The 18,917-nt window shown below is 68.4% G+C and carries 16 protein-coding genes; 8 read left to right on the top strand and 8 right to left on the bottom strand.

What is annotated here, in order from left to right:
- Positions 1-65 precede the first annotated feature (65 nt).
- Both E5S69_RS06665 and otsB read right to left on the bottom strand, forming a co-directional pair.
- Positions 66-1,931, bottom strand: a complete 1,866-nt coding sequence (locus tag E5S69_RS06665) for a glycoside hydrolase family 15 protein (RefSeq protein WP_171514225.1) — start codon at positions 1,929-1,931, stop codon at positions 66-68.
- A gap of 10 nt (positions 1,932-1,941) precedes the next feature.
- On the bottom strand, positions 1,942-2,754 hold the full coding sequence (otsB, locus tag E5S69_RS06670) for a trehalose-phosphatase (protein WP_171514226.1): 813 nt from the start codon (positions 2,752-2,754) through the stop codon (positions 1,942-1,944).
- Between the two features lie 288 nt (positions 2,755-3,042).
- On the opposite strand from otsB, the gene ilvA reads away from it, so the two are divergent.
- The 7 genes from ilvA to E5S69_RS06705 all read left to right on the top strand — a co-directional run bounded on the left by ilvA (position 3,043) and on the right by E5S69_RS06705 (position 11,060).
- The gene (gene ilvA, locus E5S69_RS06675; protein ID WP_171514227.1) at positions 3,043-4,581 is read left to right on the top strand and encodes a threonine ammonia-lyase, biosynthetic; all 1,539 of its coding nucleotides are present in this window, start codon (positions 3,043-3,045) and stop codon (positions 4,579-4,581) included.
- 16 nt (positions 4,582-4,597) lie between these two features.
- Positions 4,598-5,431, top strand: a complete 834-nt coding sequence (gene queF / locus E5S69_RS06680; protein ID WP_171514228.1) for an NADPH-dependent 7-cyano-7-deazaguanine reductase QueF — start codon at positions 4,598-4,600, stop codon at positions 5,429-5,431.
- Between the two features lie 269 nt (positions 5,432-5,700).
- On the top strand, positions 5,701-6,435 hold the full coding sequence (locus tag E5S69_RS06685) for a TetR/AcrR family transcriptional regulator (protein ID WP_171514229.1): 735 nt from the start codon (positions 5,701-5,703) through the stop codon (positions 6,433-6,435).
- The gene (locus E5S69_RS06690; protein ID WP_171514230.1) at positions 6,432-7,421 is read left to right on the top strand and encodes an HlyD family secretion protein; all 990 of its coding nucleotides are present in this window, start codon (positions 6,432-6,434) and stop codon (positions 7,419-7,421) included. Before E5S69_RS06685 ends, E5S69_RS06690 begins: the two co-directional genes overlap by 4 nt.
- On the top strand, positions 7,418-8,386 hold the full coding sequence (locus E5S69_RS06695) for an ABC transporter ATP-binding protein (protein ID WP_171514231.1): 969 nt from the start codon (positions 7,418-7,420) through the stop codon (positions 8,384-8,386). The genes E5S69_RS06690 and E5S69_RS06695 overlap by 4 nt, the downstream gene beginning before the upstream one ends.
- Complete coding sequence (locus tag E5S69_RS06700; RefSeq protein WP_171514232.1) at positions 8,383-9,546, top strand: ABC transporter permease; 1,164 nt, start codon at positions 8,383-8,385, stop codon at positions 9,544-9,546. The genes E5S69_RS06695 and E5S69_RS06700 overlap by 4 nt, the downstream gene beginning before the upstream one ends.
- Before the next feature lie 11 nt (positions 9,547-9,557).
- Entirely contained in the window at positions 9,558-11,060 is a 1,503-nt protein-coding gene (locus tag E5S69_RS06705; protein WP_171514233.1) for an efflux transporter outer membrane subunit, read from the top strand.
- A 21-nt stretch (positions 11,061-11,081) separates the two neighbouring features.
- Here E5S69_RS06705 and E5S69_RS06710 read toward each other — a convergent pair whose 3' ends face one another.
- From E5S69_RS06710 to E5S69_RS06735, 6 genes are read right to left on the bottom strand one after another with little or no spacing between them, the layout of a single operon-like run.
- Positions 11,082-14,354, bottom strand: coding sequence for a pilus assembly protein (locus tag E5S69_RS06710; protein WP_171514234.1), 3,273 nt, complete (start codon positions 14,352-14,354; stop codon positions 11,082-11,084).
- Between the two features lie 50 nt (positions 14,355-14,404).
- Positions 14,405-14,956 (bottom strand): pilus assembly PilX family protein, encoded by a 552-nt coding sequence (locus E5S69_RS06715; protein ID WP_171514235.1) that lies wholly within the window; start codon positions 14,954-14,956, stop codon positions 14,405-14,407.
- Positions 14,957-14,994: 38 nt separating this feature from the next.
- Positions 14,995-16,035: a PilW family protein gene (locus E5S69_RS06720; protein ID WP_171514454.1), complete on the bottom strand. Its 1,041-nt coding sequence runs from the start codon at positions 16,033-16,035 to the stop codon at positions 14,995-14,997.
- Positions 16,036-16,064: 29 nt separating this feature from the next.
- A complete protein-coding gene (pilV, locus tag E5S69_RS06725) occupies positions 16,065-16,685 on the bottom strand; it encodes a type IV pilus modification protein PilV (protein ID WP_171514236.1) in 621 nt (206 codons plus the stop codon).
- Positions 16,682-17,164 (bottom strand): GspH/FimT family pseudopilin, encoded by a 483-nt coding sequence (locus E5S69_RS06730; RefSeq protein ID WP_171514237.1) that lies wholly within the window; start codon positions 17,162-17,164, stop codon positions 16,682-16,684. The genes pilV and E5S69_RS06730 overlap by 4 nt, the downstream gene beginning before the upstream one ends.
- A 1-nt stretch (position 17,165) precedes the next feature.
- A complete protein-coding gene (locus E5S69_RS06735) occupies positions 17,166-17,582 on the bottom strand; it encodes a type IV pilin protein (RefSeq protein ID WP_236901237.1) in 417 nt (138 codons plus the stop codon).
- Positions 17,583-17,977: 395 nt separating this feature from the next.
- Between E5S69_RS06735 and E5S69_RS06740 the strand changes: the two genes are divergently transcribed.
- Positions 17,978-18,895 carry a MurR/RpiR family transcriptional regulator gene (locus E5S69_RS06740; RefSeq protein ID WP_171514239.1) on the top strand — a complete coding sequence of 306 codons (918 nt, stop codon included), beginning with the start codon at positions 17,978-17,980 and terminating at the stop codon, positions 18,893-18,895.
- Positions 18,896-18,917 lie beyond the last annotated feature (22 nt).

The raw sequence follows: 18,917 nt of genomic DNA on the forward strand, positions 1-18,917 counted from the left end.
TGCTGCTTGCCGGCGCTTTCTGCCGGCGTGGTCTCGAGGTCCTGCGCGCCGCCATGCGTGCCGGATCAGATCACCGTGTCCCACGGCGCTGACAGCCGCATGGCGCCATTGATCAGGCCGACCATCGAATAGGTCTGCGGGAAATTGCCCCACATTTCGCCCGTCACCGGATGCGTATCCTCCGACAGCAGCCCGAGCGGGTTGCGCGAGGCCAGCATGGCCTCGAAGATTTCGCGCGCCTCATCCCGGCGACCGATGCGCGCGAGTGCGTCAATGCGCCAGAAGGTGCAAATATTGAACGCGGTCTCGGGCTTGCCGAAATCGTCCGGCGCCTCGTAGCGGCGCATGTAGGGGCCGTCGCAGAGCGAGGTCTCGAGCGCCTTGACGGTGGCGACAAAGCGCGGGTCGCGCGGGTCGATGAAGTTGACCTCGGCCATCAGCAGCACGCTGGCGTCCAGTTCGCGCCCGCCGAAGCTCTCGGCAAAGGCCTGGCGCGATTCGCTCCACGACTCGGCCAGGATGCGTTCCTTCATGCGTTGCGCGTGGCCCTGCCAGTACGCGGCGCGCTCCGGCAGCAGCAGCTTCTCGGCAATCTTTGCCAGCCGGTCACAGGCGGCCCAACTCATCAACGCCGATGAGGTATGCACGCGTGCCCGCGTGCGCAGCTCCCACATGCCGGCGTCGGGCGTGCCGAACACCCGCACCGCCTGCTCGCCCACCGTTTCCAGGCGGCCGAACTCGGCCGGACCGCCGCGATGCAGCAGCCGGTGGTCGTGGAAAGCCTGTGCCGCACCCAGCACCACGTTGCCATAGACATCATGCTGGAAGTGCTCCTGCGCCTGGTTGCCGACGCGCACCGGTCCCATGCCGCGGTAGCCGGGCAGGTGGTCGAGCATGCTTTCGGGCAGCTCGCGCTCCAGGCCGATGCCGTACAGCGGCTGGATATGGCCGTCCTGCGACTGCATCACCACGTTGGACAGCCAGCGCAGGTAGTCCTCCATGGTGCCGACCTCGGACAGGCTGTTGAGCGCGCGCACCACGAAGAAGGCATCGCGCAGCCAGCAGAAGCGGTAGTCCCAGTTGCGGCCGCTGCCCGGCGCTTCCGGAATGCTGGTGGTCATGGCCGCGACGATGGCGCCGGTTTCTTCGAACAGCGACATCTTCAGCGTGATCGCGGCGCGGATCACCGCGTCCTGCCATTCGCGCGGCACCGCCAGGCGGCGGCTCCACAGGCGCCAGTAGGCGGTGGTTTCCTGCTCGAAGTCGCGCGCGGTCTCTTCCACGCCGTGCGTCAGGGTCTCGTCAGGACCCAGGATGAAGTTGTGCCCGCGCGTGACCAGGAACGGCGTGTGCGACAGCACGTAGGCCATTGGCGCGTCGGTGGTCATGCGCAGGGTCATGTCGTCGCCGATATAGCGCACGTGGCTGCTGCCGCGCGTCGTCTGCGGCGCCTTGCGGCCCCATTCGAAGCGCGGCGCCACCACCACGCGCACGCGCGGCGCGCCGCGCACCGGACGGATGCGGCGGATCAGCGTGGTCGGGCGGAAATAGCGCCCGAGGCGGAAAAAACGCGGCGCAAAGTCAGTGATCTCCAGGCAGTTGCCGTGGGTGTCCGTCAGCCGCGTGCGCAGCACCGCGGTATTGGGTTCGTACCACTGCCGCGACGAATGGAAATCCTCGATCTCGATCGAAAAATGGCCGGCGTTCTCGCTGGGATCCAGCAAGGCATTGAACACCGGGTCGCCGTCGAAGCGCGGCAGGCACGACCAGACGATGCGTCCGCGGCAGTCGACCAGCGCTGAGATGGCGCAGTTGCCGATCATGCCAAGCGACAGCGACGGGTTGGCGAAGCGCGTGCCGCCGTCCACGGTACGGTTGACGCCTGCGGTCGGCGGCTTGCCCAGGTCTCCAGGGCTGCTCGGATTGGTCACGGGTTCTCCCTCACGATGTCGTTGGACGCCGGCCCCGGCCTGGCTCGGCCTCGTGGGGCACGGCGCGCGGCGCGCCGGTGCTGGCGCTTGCGGATGACGCCAGCGCGTGCGCCGAGCGGTGCAGCCAGCTGCGCAGCGCCGCCGGACCGGGCACGCTGACCGCGGCGAGGGTCTCGCGCTGGCCCACCAGCACGCCCAGGCCGCCCAGCTTGCGCACTGCCGCGAAGCCAGGCTCATCGGTCATGTCGTCGCCGGCAAAGAGCGGCACGCGCTCGGCAAAAGGTGCGGCCTTCATGAAGGCCGCGATGGCATCGCCCTTGTCGACCCCGGCGGGCTTGATCTCGACCACCATCTTGCCCGGCAGCGCTTCCAGGCCGACGGCGTGGCGCAATACGTCAGTGACGGCGGCATCGACAATGCCGGCCAACTCGGGCGCCTGCCGGTAGTGGATCGCGACCGCGACCGACTTGCGCTCGAGCCGCAGCGCCGGATAAGCGTGCACCAGCGCTTCCAGGTGGGGAATCAGGGGCTCGAGCCCGGGGGCCGGGGTCTTGGTCACCATGCCGCCGTCGGTGCGGAATTCGGCGCCGTGGATGCCGGCCGCGGGCAATTGCAGCGGCTGCAGGAAGTGGTCGAGTTCGATGATCGGCCGCCCGGAGATGACGGCCAGCGCGCCGTCCAGCCGCTGGTACAGCGTGCGCAGCGTGCCGACCAGTTCTGGTTCGACCTGCACCAGTTCGGGCCGCGGGGCCAGGTCGGCCAGCGTGCCGTCGAAGTCGAGAAACAGGGCGGTATTGGGTTCGATTAGCGGTAGCTGTGGCATCGCGTTACACCGTAACACGTCGTTTTGACCGGCGTCCACCGGGCGCCGTCCTACATGGCGCAAGCGCAACCCGGCGCCGATGCAACCCTGCTGCCAGCCCGGCCGCCCGGCGCGCACTGCGCGCCCAAGTGGATGTCGATCCACTCCCCCGCGCGGCTGCCTGGCGCCGGCCGCGCCTCCGCGGGCCGGGTGCGCCAGGCCGGCATCCTTTATCATTGACGGTTTCCGCCAGAATTTCCCGGCTTTTTTGCGCGCCAGCTGCGCGTGCGCCGGGCCAGCCCCGAGACCATGACCCGCCAGTCCGCCGCCCGACCCGATTACCTGAAGAAGATCCTGACCGCCAAGGTCTATGACGTGGCGCAGGAGACCGAGCTGACCTATGCGCACCAGCTGTCGGCGCGCACCGGCAATTCGGTCTGGTTCAAGCGCGAGGACACCCAGCCGGTGTTCTCGTTCAAGCTGCGCGGCGCGTACAACAAGATGGCGTCGCTGTCGCCGGAGGAACTCAAGCGCGGCGTGATCGCCGCGTCGGCCGGCAACCACGCGCAGGGCGTGGCCCTGGCGGCGGCGCGGTTGCAGTCCAAGGCCATCATCGCCATGCCGGTGACCACGCCGCAGGTGAAGATCGACGCAGTGCGCGAGCGCGGCGGCCAGTGGGTCGAGATCGTGCTGCACGGCGAGTCCTACAGCGACGCGTACAACCACGCCGCGGTGCTGGAGAAGAAGCACAAGCTGACCTTCATCCACCCGTTCGACGACCCCGAGGTGATCGCCGGCCAGGGCACCATCGCCATGGAAATCCTGCGCCAGCATCCGGGCCCGATCCATGCCGTGTTCGTCGCCATTGGCGGGGGCGGCCTGATCTCCGGCATCGCCGCTTATATCAAGGCCGTGCGCCCCGAGATCAAGGTGATCGGCGTGCAGACGGTGGACTCCGACGCGATGAAGCGCTCGGTCGATGCCGGCAAGCGCATCGAGCTGAAGGAAGTGGGCCTGTTCTCGGACGGCACCGCGGTCAAGCTGGTCGGCAAGGAGACCTTCCGCATCACGCGCGAACTGGTCGACGACATCATCCTGTGCGATACCGACGCGATCTGCGCGGGCGTGAAGGACGTGTTCCAGGACACCCGCAGCATCCTCGAGCCGGCCGGCGCGCTGGCCGTGGCCGGCCTGAAGGCCTACGCCGAGCGCGAGAAGCTCAAGGGCGAGCACCTGGTGGCGATCGCCTGCGGCGCCAACATGAATTTCGACCGCCTGCGCTTTGTCGCCGAGCGCGCGGAGGTGGGCGAGGCGCGCGAGGGCGTGTTCGCCGTGACCATCCCGGAAGAGCGCGGCAGCTTCAGGCGCTTCTGCGAGCTGGTCGGCACGCGCAGCGTGACCGAGTTCAACTACCGCATCGCCGACACCAGCATGGCGCATATCTTCGTCGGCGTGCAGATCGCCAGCCGCGCCGAGAACGACAAGATCGCCGCCAGCTTCCGCAAGCACGGCTTCGACACGCTGGACCTGTCCAACGACGAACTCGCCAAGCAGCATATCCGCTACATGGTGGGCGGGCGCTCGGCGCTGGCGCATGACGAACTGCTGTACCGCTTCGAATTCCCGGAGCGCCCCGGCGCGCTGATGAGGTTCCTGTCGAGCATGAGCCCGAACTGGAACATCAGCCTGTTCCACTACCGCAACCAGGGCGCGGACACCTCCAACATCCTGGTGGGCATCCAGGTGCCGAAGAACGAGAAGCGCGCCTTCCGCGCCTTCCTTTCGACGCTGGGTTACGTACACTGGGACGAGACCGACAACCCGGTGTACAAGCTGTTCCTGTCCTGATCCCGCCGAGCGCCCCATGAGCCTTCCCGAACACTCGCCGCTGGGCAAGCCCTCGGCCTACAAGACCGAGTACGACGCCACCCTGCTGTTCCCGATCCCGCGCCAGCCCAAGCGCGCCGAGATCGGCCTGCCCGAGGGCAAGCCGGTGCCGTTCTTCGGCGTCGACATCTGGAACGCGTACGAGCTGTCGTGGCTGAACCTGAAGGGCAAGCCGCAGGTGGCGCTGGCCACCTTCATCATCCCTTCGGACACGCCCAACATCGTCGAGTCCAAGTCGTTCAAGCTCTACCTGAACTCGTTCAACCAGACCCGGATTGCTTCGCCGGAAGCGCTGCAGCAGCTGCTCCACCACGACCTGTCTGAAGCCACCGGCGGCACCGTGCAGGTGCGGCTGGTGACCGAAGCCGAGTTGGGCACGCAGAAGATGGGCGAGCTCGACGGCCTGCTGCTCGACCGCCTCGACATCGAGGTCGACCGCTACGAGCCCGCGCCGGAATTGCTGTTCGCCGACCAGGAAGAAACGCCGGTGGAAGAAACGCTGGTATCGCACCTGCTCAAGTCCAACTGCCTGGTCACCGGGCAGCCGGATTGGGGCAGCGTGCAGATCCGCTACGTGGGTGCGCCGATCAACCAGGAAGGCCTGCTCAAGTACCTGATCTCGTTCCGCAATCACAATGAATTCCACGAGCAGTGCGTCGAGCGCATCTTCATGGACGTGATGCGCCAGTGCAAGCCGGTCAAGCTGGCGGTGTATGCGCGCTATACGCGCCGCGGCGGGCTCGACATCAATCCGTTCCGCACCAACTTCAATACGGCGTGGCCAGATAACAAGAGGAATGCGCGGCAGTAAAGCGTGTTGCTGGTAGGTCTCTGACACTGCCCGTTTGCTCCTAAAGCGACCTGAGGCCGCGACGCGCCGGCCCTCTCCCTAGCCCTCTCCCGCAGGACTGGCATGCGGCATTTGGGGCGGCAACGTTGCTTGCAGCCTCCTTTCGTATCCCCTGAAAACACATTTCCCTCGGGCCTGCATGACGCAGGCCCGAGTTGTAACTGTCCTTGAATTAATTAACGAAAAAATTAATATGAGTTGAACATACCTGCCGCGCCGAGCCAGCCACCATGCCTCGCAAACTCGCCACCTCCAAGGCACCCCGCCGCAGCCCCGGCCGCCCCGCCGCGGGCCAGCCGGGCCAGCGCGAGCGCATTCTCGACGCGGCTACCGACCTGTTCTCGCGACAAGGCGTGGCAGGCACCCCGGTCAAGGCCATCGCGACGCTGGCCGGCGTCACCCCGGCACTGGTGCATTACTACTTCGGCGACCGCGAGCTGCTGCTCGATGCCGTGATCGATGAGAAGGTGCAGCCGCTGGTGGCCCGCTTCTTTGCCGGCAGCCAGGCCGACGACGAGCCGCTGGCGATGCTGGTAGGGATCGCGACCCGGCTGATCCGCGCTGTCGCGGAGGCTCCCTGGTTTCCCGGCCTGTGGATCCGCGAAGTGGCCAGCGACGACGGCGCGCTGCGCGAGCGCGTGCTCAAGCGCTTTGCGCTCGAGCGCGCCGGTGCGCTGATGGCGCCGCTGGCGGCGGCCATCGGCCGCGGGCAGCTCAACCCCGGCCTTGAGCCGGCGCTGGTGGTGCCGTCGCTGATCGGGCTGACGCTGCTGCCGCTGGCTACTACGCATATCTGGCGGCGGCTGCCCGGCGCCGAGGCGGTCGACACGGACGCGCTGGTGCGCCATGTCACCGCGCTGCTGGCCCACGGGCTGGCCGCCCCACCGGCAACGGCAAGCGCGAAGCCGCCCGGCGGCGCCAGGAGGAAAGCCCGCACGGCCAGGCATTCCACGGAGTCCGCATGAACCACGCTGCTTCCCAACCCTCTTCGCGGCCGCGCACGACGCTGCGCGGCACTGCCCTGCTCGCCGCCGTGCTGCTTGTCGCCGCATGCGGCAGGCCGCGCACCGATACCTGGCAAGGCTATGTCGAAGGCGAATTCGTCAGCGTGGCCTCGCCCTTCGCCGGGCGCCTCGACACGCTCGCGGTACAGCGCGGCCAGCAGGTCGGCCAGGGCGCCGCGCTGTTCGCGCTCGAAGCCGACGACGAGCGCGCCGCGCGCCAGCAGGCCGAAGACCAGCTGCGCGCCGCCGAAGCCACGTTGCAGGACCTGAAGACCGGCAAGCGCCCGCTCGAAGTCGAAGTCAGCCGGGCCCAGCTCGCTCAGGCGCAGGCCCAGGCCCAGCGCAGCGCCGCGGCCTTGCGGCGCGACCAGCGCCAGTACGAGATCGGCGGCATCGCCCAGGCGCAACTCGACGAGTCGCGCGCGCAGGCGAGCAGCGACGCCGCGCGCGTGCGCGAGTTGCAGCGCGATATAGACGTGGCGCGGCTGCCGGGCCGCGATGCGCAGCAGGCGGCCCAGGCCGCGCAGGTGGCGGCCGCGCGTGCGGCGCTGGCGCAGGCGGAGTGGAAGCTGTCGCGCAAGACCGTGTCCGCCACCCAGGCCGGCCTGGTCTACGACGTGCCCTACCGCCTGGGCGAATGGGTGCCGGGCGGCAGCCCGGTGGTGCGCATGCTGCCGCCCGGCAACGTCAAGGTCCGCTTCTATGTGCCGGAAACCGTGGTGGGGACGCTGCGCAACGGCCAGCCGGTCCAGGTTCGCTGCGACGGCTGCCCCGCGCCCGTGGCCGCCACCATCAGCTATGTCGCCAACGAGGCGGAATACACGCCGCCGGTGATCTACAGCAACGAGACCCGGCGCAAACTGGTGTTCCTGGTCGAAGCGCGCCCGTCTGCGGCCGATGCCGCCAGGCTGCGGCCCGGCCAGCCGGTGGAAGTGGTGCGGCCATGAGCGCGCCCGCCAACGGCAAGGGCAACGGCCTTGCCATCGACGTGCGCGGCCTGAACAAGCACTTCGGCGACAAGCATGTCGTCAGTGACCTCAGCATGCAGGTTGGGCGCGGCGAGATCTTCGGTTTCCTCGGACCCAACGGCAGCGGCAAGACCACCTCGATCCGCATGATGTGCGGACTGCTGACGCCTGACTCGGGCGAAGGCACTTGCCTGGGCTACGACATCCGGACCGAGTCCGACGAAATCAAGCGCCGGGTCGGCTACATGACGCAGAAGTTCTCGTACTGGGACGACCTGTCGATCCGCGAGAACCTGGACTTCGTCGCGCGCGTGTACGGCATGCCGAACCGGCGCGAGGCCGTCGACCGCGCGCTCGAGGGCCTGGGCCTGGCAACGCGCGCGGCCCAGCTGGCCGGCGCGCTGTCGGGCGGCTGGAAGCAGCGCCTGGCGCTGGCGGCCTGCCTGCTGCACGAGCCCGAGCTGCTGCTGCTAGACGAACCCACTGCCGGCGTCGACCCCAAGGCGCGGCGCGACTTCTGGGAGCAGCTGCACCAGCTGGCCGCGCGCGGCATCTCGGTGCTGGTCAGCACGCACTACATGGACGAGGCCGAGCGCTGCCACAAGCTCGCCTATATCGCCTACGGCAGGCTGCTGGCGCAGGGCACCGCCGAGGAAGTGGTGGCAAGCCAGAACCTGTCCACCTGGAGCGTGGAAGGCGACGACCTCGCGGCACTGTCGACGCAGTTGCAGGGCGCGCCGGGGGTGGAGCAGACGGTGGCGTTCGGCACCGCGCTGCATGTCACCGGGCGCGATGCACGCGTGCTGGCCGATACCCTCGCGCGCCTGGCCGGCCCGGACCGGCGCATCGAGCAGACCCAGACCAGCCTGGAAGACGTGTTCATCCACATGATGAGCGGGGCCGAGGACAATATGGCGGCCCGCAAAGGCAAGGAGGCGCCATGACCGCCGCCGCCCGCAAGCCGGCCGCGCCACCGCGCTTCTCGCTGCAACGGTGGTGGAGCATCGTGCTCAAGGAGTTCCTGCAACTGCGGCGCGACCGCGTTACCTTCGGCATGATCGTCGGCCTGCCGATCATGCAGCTGCTGCTGTTCGGCTTTGCCATCAACACCGACCCGCGCCACCTGCCCACCGCGGTGATCGCAGCCGACCAGAGCGAATTCACGCGCTCCTTCATCGCCAGCATGGAACAGTCGACCTATTTCAAGCTGGTCGGCACGCTGCCCGACGAGCGCGCGGGGCGCGAGGCGCTGATGAAAGGCGAGGTGCAGTTCGTGCTGACCATTCCGCCCGACTTCACGCGCCGGCTGCTGCGCGGCGAGCGGCCCGCGCTGCTGGTCGAAGCCGATGCCACCGACCCGGGCGCCACCGGCCAGGCCATCGCCGCGCTGGCGCAGCTGCCCTACCGCGTGGCCGCACAAGACCTGAAGGGCGCGCTGGCGCCGCTGGCCGGCGGCAAGGCGCCGTTCGAGGTGCAGGTGCAGCGGCTCTACAACCCCGAGGGCATCACCCAGTACAACATCATTCCCGGGCTGATGGGCGTGATCCTGTCGATGACCATGGTGATGATGACCGGCCTGGCGATGACGCGCGAGCGCGAGCGCGGCACCATGGAGAACCTGCTGGCCACGCCGGTGCGGCCGATCGAGGTGATGACCGGCAAGATCGTGCCGTACATCTTCATCGGCCTGATCCAGTCGACCATCGTGCTGCTGGCGGCGCGCTGGATCTTCAGCGTGCCCTTTGTCGGCTCGGTGCTGGCGGTGTACCTGGCGGCACTGCTGTTCATCGCGGCCAACCTCACGGTGGGCATCACGCTGTCGTCGCTGGCGCAGAACCAGTTGCAGGCGATGCAGCTGACCTTCTTCTACTTCCTGCCCAACATCCTGCTGTCCGGCTTCATGTTCCCCTTTGCCGGCATGCCGGGCTGGGCGCAGGCGATCGGCAACATCCTGCCGATGACCTACTTCCACCGCATGGTGCGCGGCATCCTGCTCAAGGGCAACGGCTGGGTCGAGCTATGGCCCAATGTGTGGCCGATGGCGCTGTTTATCGTCGTGGTGATGGCGATCGCGGTGCGCTTCTACCGCAGAACGCTCGATTGAAGGGGCCGGCCATGCATCGCTTCATGCCTGTGTTTGCCGCCGCGGCGCTGCTGTGCGGCTGCGCCGTCGGCCCCGACTTCCGCGCGCCGGCGGCGCCGGACGACGCGGGCTACGTGCCCGGTCCGCAGCCCGTGGCGACCGTTGCCGCCGACCCCTCGGACGGGTCCGGCCAAGCGCACGCGCAAACGCTCGCCGCCGGCGCCGACGTCCCGGCGCAATGGTGGGCGCTGTTCCGCAGCTCCGCGCTGGATGCCACCATCCGCGCCGCGCTCGACGCCAGCCCCACGCTGGCGCAGGCGCGCGCGCGGCTGCGCGAGGCGCAGGAGAACCTCGCCGCGCGCACCGGCGCCACGCGCTGGCCCGCCGTCGACGCGAAGCTGAACACCACGCGCCAGCAAGTCGATTTCCAGTCGCTGGGCATCACCGCCATCCCCAGCCCCGGCCCGTTCACGCTCTACGGCGCCACGGTGCAGGTGTCTTACGTGCTCGACCTGTTTGGCGGCCAGCGGCGCGAGCTGGAGGGCCTGCAGGCCGTGGTGGACTACCAGCGCTATGAACTCGAGGCGGCGCGCCTGGCGCTGGCGGCCAACATTGCCACCGCGGCCATCCGCGAGGCCGGCCTGCGCGCCCAGCTGGCGGATATCGCCGCGGTCGCGGCGGCCCAGCAGCGCCAGCTCGGCATCACCGAAGCACGACTGCGCGCGGGCGGCGTCGCGCGCGTCGAGGTGCAGCGCCAGCGTGCCGAACTTGCGCAAACGCAGGCACTGCTGCCTGGCTTGCAACGCCAGCTCGATGCCACGCGCCACCAGCTCGCGGTCTACACCGGCCAGACCCCGGCCGCGGCCACGCTGCCCGAATTCCACCTCGACGCCCTGCACCTGCCCGAGACGCTGCCGCTGAGCCTGCCCGCCACGCTGGCGCGCCGCCGGCCCGATATCCGCGCGGCCGAGGCGCTGCTGCACCAGGCCTCGGCCAATATCGGCGTGGCCACCGCCAACCTCTACCCGCAGGTCACGCTGAGCGCCAGCGGCGGCACGCAGGCCACCGCCGCGCGCGACCTGTTCAGCAGCCTGAACGTCTGGAGCCTGGCCGCGGGGCTGGTGCAACCCGTGTTCCGCGGCGGCGAACTGCAGGCACGCAAGCGCGCGGCGGAAGCGGCGTATGAGCAGTCGCTGGCCGCGTATCGCCAAGCGGTACTGCAGGGGCTGCAGGACGTGGCCGACTCACTGCGCGCGCTCGAAGCCGACGCGGCCGCGCTGCGCGAGCGCGCCGACAGCGCGCGGCAGGCGCGCGATACGCTGGCGGTGGTGTCGGAGCAGTACCGGCTCGGCGGCGTCAGCCAGCTGACGGTGCTGGACGCCGAACGCCAGTCGCGCCAGGCGGCGCTGGAACTGGCGCGGGCGCGCGCCGACCGGCTGGCGGATTCGGCGGCGCTGCTGCAGGCGCTGGGGGGTGGGTGGTGGGACGAGGAAGCGGCGACGAACACCAGCGCGGCGGCAGCGGCACCGCGCTAAGCGCGGCCCCGATGGCGCCAGTCACTTCCTGTCGGTCTGGGTGTACCAGTAGGTGCGCTTGCGCTTGCCGATCCCCGGCGGCGAAATCTTCTGCGCGCCCAGCGACGAGGTATTGTCGCCCCCGCCGGGACCGGTCTGGTTGCCGCCGCCGATCAGCACCGGCACGTTGCTGGTATTGCCCGCGTTGTCGGTCACCGCAACCACGCCGAACACCGGCGAAGGCGGCAGGCCACCATTGTTGAACACCACGTAGCGGTTGTTGTTGATTCCCTTGCCGGTCAGGAAAGACACCGCATAGCCGCGCGCGGTGCCAAGGTCCGGATAGCAGGCGCCGGGCTTGGGAACACTTGGCTGGTTGGTGCCGAAGTACGTGTAGCCGGCGACCGTGAGCGGCGCGTTGACCACCTTCTCGCCGGTGCCCAGGGTCAGGTAGAACCCCTTGGCCGTGGTGGTGTCGGCATATTCGGTCGAGGTGGCGTCAAACAGGCTGCTTTCGGTCAGCGGCGTCCAGGTCGAGGGCAGCCCACCGGTGAGCGCCGTGTCCTTCAGCATGTAGAAGCGGTTGACGACGTTGTAGGCGAGTCCCGGCGTGGTGCTGGTGGTGTACAGCGGATGCTCGCGATCGCCGCTGCCGATCATCACCGCATCGTAGGCCCCGGTAGTGATGATGTCGGGCGGATACATGAACTTGCGGGCGTTGTTGGAGTTCTGTGCGCCGCCCAGCGAGGCCAGCTTGCCGAGCGTCCACGCAGCCGATCCGGAGCCGGCTTCGGTCTCGAAATCCAGACGCCAGACGTTGCCACCGACATCGCCGACATAGCCCTTGTCGATCAGCGTGTCGCCGTTGCGGTCGACCACCGCCACGTCGGACGGGATCGCGCGGTTCATGCCGGCCGGCGTGCTGCAGACCGTGTCGGCCAGACCGCTGCAGTTCGCCAGCCATGCCCGTACCACACTGCCGTCGAACGCATCGAACACGATCACGCCACGTCCCTGTGCGTCGCTTCCCCCGCCTTTCGACGGCTCCGCGTCCTCGCCGGGGTCGTAGCCCGCGCCCATCACCACCAGCGGGTTCGCATAGCCCTTGACGCGGATCACGCGCGGCTGTGACCAGGTCTGGCCGAGCTCCGCGATTGCGGTGCTGTCTGACTTCCACAGGAATTGCGGCGCCTTCGGATCGGTCACGTCCAGCGCGTAGACCAGCCGTCCGCCACGGCGCGCAGTCAGGTAAATCACCACGCGCGGCTTCGCCGGATCACGCAGGTCCTGGTACACCGTGGTGGTGCCGTCGAAGAAATAGTCGCGCGGCTTGGCGCCGGTGCCGGTGGGCGAACCGCTCAACTGCACCTCCGGCGCATTGGTGTAGAGCCGGCTGAGCTTGCCGTAGAACTCCGGCGGAACAAAGCCCCACAACTCGCCACCGGGACGCACGCCGCCGATGCCAGCGGTCTGGTTGCCGTTGACCGCATGGAACACGCCGTCGTTGGCACCGTAGAACACCACCACGCCGGTGCTGCCGCCATAGTTGATCACCACCGGACGGGAATGCAGCACGTCGCCATGGACGGAGCCGCGCACTGTGACGTCGCCGCCGGGGCCTGCCTGCATGTCCTTTGCGGCCACCGTGCTTTCCTTGAGCGCATAGACGTCGCGGCCGCGCACCCAGTTGATCAGGTTGGCAACATCGCCGGCGGTGCTGTTCAGCGCTGCCTGTCCGGCCGAGCCGGTCAGCGCCGCATTCGCCGTATCGAACGACACCAGCGTGTTGTTGGTCTTGCTGCAGCCGCCATCCGGGCAGGTATAGAGCTTGCGCGTCGACTGGTCCTTGACGATCTGCGCCCGCAGCATCTCGCCCGCGCCGCCCTTCTCCACGATCTCGCCGTCGCCGCCGACGATGCCGCTCACGCCGTCGGCCGAATCCAGCGGACCCGCCGCGCCGGAGGGGCTATTGACCCAGAAGCCCTTGGCTGGCCACCCCGCCACCGCGCTGCCGGTATAGCTGCTGCCGCTGAATGCAAGGGGAGGCTCGGCGGTCCAGAAACTTTTGGCGTTGGGCGAGATGAAACCCGTGCCGGCATTACTGATCGCGCTCTGCTGGTTTGGCCCGGGAGGGTTGGCGTCCAGCACCACGATCTGGTTCTTGTTGTCGTAGCCGAGCTTGTACTGCTTCAGGTTGCCCATCCAGCGCGGCGCCGCGGTGGCGTCGGGCCGGAACATGCCGATATAGATCTGGTTCAGGTACGAGCCCTGTCCGTTGACGCTGACCGGCAGACTCACCGACGAGAACACGTTATTGATTGCCTGCATCTCGTTGAAGATCTGCAGCAGCGCATCGACCATCGCCTGGACGTCGCCCAGCTCTACCACATAGCGCTTGCCGCCGGCGTTGTCGGCCATGCTGCGCGTCGACTCGACATAGTCAGGGTTCTTGCCGTCGGTGACCGCGATCGTATAGGTGATGATGTTCTGGCTGTTGTCGAGGTTGCCGTTGACGTCGGTCTCGTACATGAACCGCGCCCATTCATCGCCCCAGTTGCTGGCGTACAGGTCCTTGCCGGCTTCGAGCTTGAGCGGGGTCAGTTGCCTGGTGGTGGCCCCGGCCGCCACCAGTGCATCGTAGGCCGAATTGCCGGTGTCCTGCGGCTTGCCGTTGTTGACGGCGTTGGCAATATAGATGACGAAGTTCTTCTGGCAGGGGTTGACGATGGGCGAGGCGTACTTGGTGCCCGACAAGCCGGTCCTGCCGGAAAAAAACGCCCAAGCTTCCTGCATGCCGCCGCCGACCTGGGAATTGTTGGAGTTGTCGGCCTGCCGGTCAATCGTCTTGATGTAGTCCAGAAACTTGGGACCGTTGGTGGCGTCCATCACCGGCAGCGTGTACGGGGCCGTCGCGGGATAGCGGAAGCTGCCGCCGACGTTGTCGGCGGTGCCGAACATCATCAAACCCATGTTGATGTTGCCGGCCAGCTGCGGGTTGGTCACCAGCGTGTTGACCGCGCGGTACAGCGCGCACTGGATCGCGCCGACATCGGTGCCCGCGTTATTGGCGCTGACTACGCTCGGCGTGTCGCAGCCCTTGATGGTCGTGGAGGCATTCCAGGTCGACGCATTGTCCACCAGCAACAGGACATTGGGCTTGGTGCCGGCATTGGTCTGCAAGCCGGTGAACAGGTCGATGTCTTCGGCATGCGCACCCTGCCATCCGGCGAGGGCCAGCAGCACGGCACAGGCGGCATGGGCGTGCAGGCGGCGAATGGCCTGGAAGGCGCGATGGCGGCGGGCTGGGTCGGTCATGCGGGTTCCGGTGCGAGGCATGGTGAAAAGATGGCGATGCGTATCCGGCTTCACGGGCATGCCGAGCCGGTCGGCATCCGCACCGCCACGCCCTGGTGTACGGTCGCCGCGGCCCCCGTGCCGGCGGCGTCGTCGACCGTGGCGGCGACGTCCCACTGCGTGGCATTGCACAGCGAATTGCCGCCGTTGTTGCTGGCCGTCACGATGCCGGTGTTCTGCACGTTGCTGCCCACGAAGCACGACACGTCATCCGGGTTGGCCAGGTCCAGCTCGACGTTCTTCATCGGCTTGGACGCCAGGCACTCCGGCTTGGCCACTTGCGCCACGTAGTCGGCCTTGCCGTCGCCGCTGACGTCCACCGGCACGCTGACCGCGGCAGGCGCCTTGGTGAAGTCACTCGAGATCACCTGTTCGACGGCCTGCTGCGCGACGTCGCGCGCCTCGGTCGCATGCTGCTGGTTGGCGGCGACCTTGACGTTGACCAGCCCGGAGTTGACCATCGCCACCGCGATCAGCAAGAACAGCACCATGAACACCAGGGTCACGACCAGCGTGACCCCGGTTTGCCTGCGGCGCAGCGGACTGCCTGATGACGTCTTCATTGCATGCCCTTGACGGAATCGGTGATGGCGGTATCGGCCTATTGCTCGCGCAGCCCGGCGACGTTGACCAGGCGCGCTACCTGGGCGTAGACATGGCGCTTGTAGCCATCGTTGAAGGGGCCGCTCGCCGTCGCGCGGCCCAGGTTGTAGGTGCGGTTGTCCGCCTGGCCGCCCGAAGGCCGCAACGTACGGGCCAGCAGGTCGACACGCACGGTCGTGACGTTGCGCCAGTTGGCGAGCGCATTGGTCCAGTCGTAGCCCGGAACGGTTGCACACGCGGCTGCGTTGTTGGCGCCCGGGTTTTCCACATAGCAGTCGGCCGAGCCGTTGCTGTCGAGATCGACGCCGTAGCGGACATGCATGTCTTGCACGCCCTGTGCGACCGACCGTGCCTGGAAGGCACCATTGACCAGCTCGGCCATCTTCAGCGTCGGGATGCCGTCGCCGCCGCCACTGCAGCGGTCGCAGCCGGCGAGGTAGAAAATGCGGACCACGGCCTGGCGCAGCTCCGCCCGCACGCCCGGATCGCAGGCCTTGGTGCGCAGCGGGAAGGCCGCCGCCGCGCTGGCGTCGAAGACAAAGGACGCGCTGTCCTCGGGGCAGCCGGAAACCTGCAGGTACGGCACCCCCGGCGCGGGCACCGCCACGGGCGTGGTCGACACGCGCCGTATCGCCAGCACCTCGGAGGTGGCAGCAATATCGGACAGGCAGGGCGCGGCCACGCCGGCGGCATAGCCGGTGAGCGCCAGCGGCACGGTGCTGCCGGCGACGAAGCCGAGCGCGGCCGGATCGGTGGCGCACAGCGCCGGGCCGGCCACGGTCGCGCCCCGCGCAATGCTGCCCACACCGTAAAACCCCGCCAGTTCCACCTCGTGCCGGATCTGCTCCAGCGCATAGCGGCCGTTCTCGACCTGCTCGGCGGCCTTGACGAACTCGGTGCGCGACAGGCTGTTGGCGTAGTACAGGCTGGCCAGGGCGGTCAGCAGCACCAGGCCGATGGTGATGCCGATCATCAGCTCGATCAGCGAGATGCCGCGCTGGCGGCGCAGGCGCGCAACGGGCTGCCGGAGGCGGCGCATGGAGGCGTGCGGACGGGTGCGCGGCACGGTCATGACACGCTCCCGAGGGTGCCGATACGGATTTGCGTGCTGACCGCGCGGCGATAGGCGTCGTTGCCGTACTGGTCCTTGCCGCAAGCCAGCGCCGGTGCGCCGGTGGTAGCCAGGCCCTGCCACGCCACGGTGATGCGGTAGATATTCTTGACGGCGTCGACGGTCTCGATGCAGCCGCGCGCGCCGATCATGGCGCCAACCGCCTGCGCGGGCTGGGCGGCGCTGGCGCCGGGGCGCTGCTCGGCGCTGCCCAGCAAGGCGGTGTTCCAGGCCTGCAGGTCCGCATTGGCGGTCGCGTTCTGCGCGGCGCTGCCCTGCGTGCACGCGGCCGGCGGCGCCGCCGCGCTGCCCAGTTGCATGCCGGCCGCGCCGTTGGCATAGCACGAGGCGACCTGGCGGTTGGCGTTCAGTCGAGCGGCCATGTCCTGCAACAGCGCCAGCGCCTGCACGCGCTGGTAGGACTCCATCTCGGTCTGCCCGGAGCGCGCCACCAGTCCGGCGGTACCGAGCAGAGCGACCAGCAGGATGACCACCGCCACCAGCACTTCGATCAGGAGAAAGCCTGCCTGCGCGCGGCGCGCCGGCCGGCGCAGGCGGAGCGACGTCGAGCGCTTCATGTGCAGGCTCCGGTGGCAGAGGCGACCCGGCCGGTCTCGCTGACCTGCACGCAGACGCGTGCCGCGGCCGACGCATCGCCGCTCGGTGCGACCTCGAATGTCATCGCCGCGCCGGTCAGACGGCCGTCGTTGCCCAGCGCCAGGCCTCCGGCCGCGCTCGGCGTAATGGTCAGGCCACTATAGGGCCCGAATGTACGTACCATCTGGGCGCCCGCGGTCACCGTCCATCCGGAAGTCCACGCGGCGCCGGCCGGTGCCAGCGAAACCGTGGCATTGCGCTTGACCGCTTCGCTGCGCGCGAGCACCAGCGCCGAGGTCAGGTCCAGCGCGGCGCCGCGCGCCCGCTGGCTGGCGATCAGGGTGGCAAACGAAGGCGCCGCGGCGACCGCCAGGATCGCCAGCACCGACACGGCGCACATCAGTTCGATCAGCGTAAAGCCGCGGCGGCGCTCATGCGGGCAGGAACGGAGGGGCCGCATGTCAGTTCCAGCAGTCGGTACCGGCGCCGGACGCGGATTTCGCGCCGGCGCTGGTCAGCGTCAGCGTGCCGCAACCGGTGTCGCTGAGCTGGCTGCCCTTGGGCGTGGCCACGATGCTGTAGCCGGGTGGCAAGGCCGCGTTCGGTGTCACCGTGACGTCGTAGCGGGTCGCCAGCGAGGCCGGCACCGACATGCCCAGCGCGCCAAGATTGGCGGCATAGGCGCGGTTGTCGACCAGGTAACGCTCCTGCGCGCCCGAGACTTCCAGCATGAAGGATTCGATCGCGGCCCGGTTCGAGCGCACGACATAGCGGCTGTAGTTGGGAATGGCGACGGCTGCCAGGATGGCGATGATCGCCACCGTGATCATCACCTCGATCAGCGTGAAGCCATGCGGCGGCCTGCCCCGGCATGACATGCCGGCAGCCCCCTGAACCCCGCCGGGCTGGATTCCGATGCTGGATCCGACCCCCGGGATGACCCTGAATTTGACCCGAGACGGCGGGTTGACCCTCCCGCCGTGTCGCACTGCCGGGCTTCTATGTCCCATGCTCGCGCTCCGATACTTTTATGTTCCGGACGACCTAATGCCGGAGGTTATGGCGCGGAGTGTAAGTCACGATCTGCCAGGTGGGTAAGGAAAATACGATGCGGTGCGGATGGCGTTGTAGCGAACAGACAGTGCAGCCGGGGTTCTGTGCGCGAGGGGATACAGCTTCGGCCCGTTGTGGACGTTGATCCTCACGCCGCTTCCGCGGTGCGTAACCGCGGACAGCTGTGCAACAATCGTTACATCCCGAAACCGGAGCACGCATGCCGTCCGATCCTTCCGCCTCGTCCCGGCCTGGGCCGTCGGCGCCGCCCAACGACCTTGAGTCATTGCTGGAATCGCTGCGCCGCGGCTTTCCCGCCCTCAGCACCCAATTCCAGGGCGGCGCCCGCTACCTGCTCGACCATCCGCAGGACGTGCCGGTGCTGTCGATGCGCAAGATCGCAGCCAGCGCCGGCGTGCAGCCCGCCACCCTGGTGCGGCTGTCGCAGCACCTGGGTTTCGATGGCTGGCAGGCGATGCGCGAACTGTTCGTCGATGCGCTGCGCGGCGGCACCCAGCCGTATGCGCGCCGCGCGCGCAAGGTGGTGCGCGAAAGCAGCGCCAGCCGCATGCTGGGCGAGATGCTCGAGGCGCAGCACCAGAACCTCGACCGGATCGCCGGCAGCAACGAAAAGACGCTGCCGCACGCCGCCGAACTGCTCTCGCAAGCCGCCTGCGTGCATGTGGCGGGGTTTCGCTCGTGCTTCCCGATCGCGTTCACCTTCCATTATGTCTACCGGCTGTTCCGCAGCACCGTGCATCTGATTCGCGCCGAGGCCGGCACGCTTGAAATGGAGTTGCGCGGCCTGGCGCCCAAGGATGCCGTGGTGGTGGTCAGCTTTGCCCCGTACTCGCAGGAAAGCCTCCGCGTGGCAGCGGCCGCGCGCGAGTGCGGCTGCAAGGTGATCGCACTGACCGACAGCACGGTGGCGCCGATCGCGCTGGCCGCGGATTGCACGCTGCTGTTCTCGATCGAAAGTCCGTCGTTCTTCCCGTCGATCACGGCGGGCGTGGCGGTGGTCGAGGCGCTGGTCGAACAACTGCTGGCCCGCAAGGGCAAGGGCGCCATCCGCGCGCTGGAGCAGGCCGAAGGCGAACTGCACCGCACCGGCGCCTACGTGGCGCCCGGGCGTGGCTGAGCGCCTGCGCTGGCCGCGCGGT

It is taken from the genome of Cupriavidus necator (assembly GCF_013141915.1).
Taxonomy (GTDB): Bacteria; Pseudomonadota; Gammaproteobacteria; order Burkholderiales; family Burkholderiaceae; genus Cupriavidus; species Cupriavidus necator_B.

Bases quoted from the DNA above. Each gene is read 5' to 3' on its own strand.
- otsB (WP_171514226.1), bottom strand. From the start codon at position 2,754: ATGCCACAGCTACCGCTAATCGAACCCAATACCGCCCTGTTTCTCGAC.
- ilvA (WP_171514227.1), top strand. From the start codon at position 3,043: ATGACCCGCCAGTCCGCCGCCCGACCCGATTACCTGAAGAAGATCCTG.
- queF (WP_171514228.1), top strand. From the start codon at position 4,598: ATGAGCCTTCCCGAACACTCGCCGCTGGGCAAGCCCTCGGCCTACAAG.
- E5S69_RS06685 (WP_171514229.1), top strand. From the start codon at position 5,701: ATGCCTCGCAAACTCGCCACCTCCAAGGCACCCCGCCGCAGCCCCGGC.
- E5S69_RS06690 (WP_171514230.1), top strand. From the start codon at position 6,432: ATGAACCACGCTGCTTCCCAACCCTCTTCGCGGCCGCGCACGACGCTG.
- E5S69_RS06695 (WP_171514231.1), top strand. From the start codon at position 7,418: ATGAGCGCGCCCGCCAACGGCAAGGGCAACGGCCTTGCCATCGACGTG.
- E5S69_RS06700 (WP_171514232.1), top strand. From the start codon at position 8,383: ATGACCGCCGCCGCCCGCAAGCCGGCCGCGCCACCGCGCTTCTCGCTG.
- E5S69_RS06705 (WP_171514233.1), top strand. From the start codon at position 9,558: ATGCATCGCTTCATGCCTGTGTTTGCCGCCGCGGCGCTGCTGTGCGGC.
- E5S69_RS06710 (WP_171514234.1), bottom strand. From the start codon at position 14,354: ATGACCGACCCAGCCCGCCGCCATCGCGCCTTCCAGGCCATTCGCCGC.
- E5S69_RS06715 (WP_171514235.1), bottom strand. From the start codon at position 14,956: ATGAAGACGTCATCAGGCAGTCCGCTGCGCCGCAGGCAAACCGGGGTC.
- E5S69_RS06720 (WP_171514454.1), bottom strand. From the start codon at position 16,035: ATGCGCCGCCTCCGGCAGCCCGTTGCGCGCCTGCGCCGCCAGCGCGGC.
- pilV (WP_171514236.1), bottom strand. From the start codon at position 16,685: ATGAAGCGCTCGACGTCGCTCCGCCTGCGCCGGCCGGCGCGCCGCGCG.
- E5S69_RS06730 (WP_171514237.1), bottom strand. From the start codon at position 17,164: ATGCGGCCCCTCCGTTCCTGCCCGCATGAGCGCCGCCGCGGCTTTACG.
- E5S69_RS06735 (WP_236901237.1), bottom strand. From the start codon at position 17,582: ATGTCATGCCGGGGCAGGCCGCCGCATGGCTTCACGCTGATCGAGGTG.
- E5S69_RS06740 (WP_171514239.1), top strand. From the start codon at position 17,978: ATGCCGTCCGATCCTTCCGCCTCGTCCCGGCCTGGGCCGTCGGCGCCG.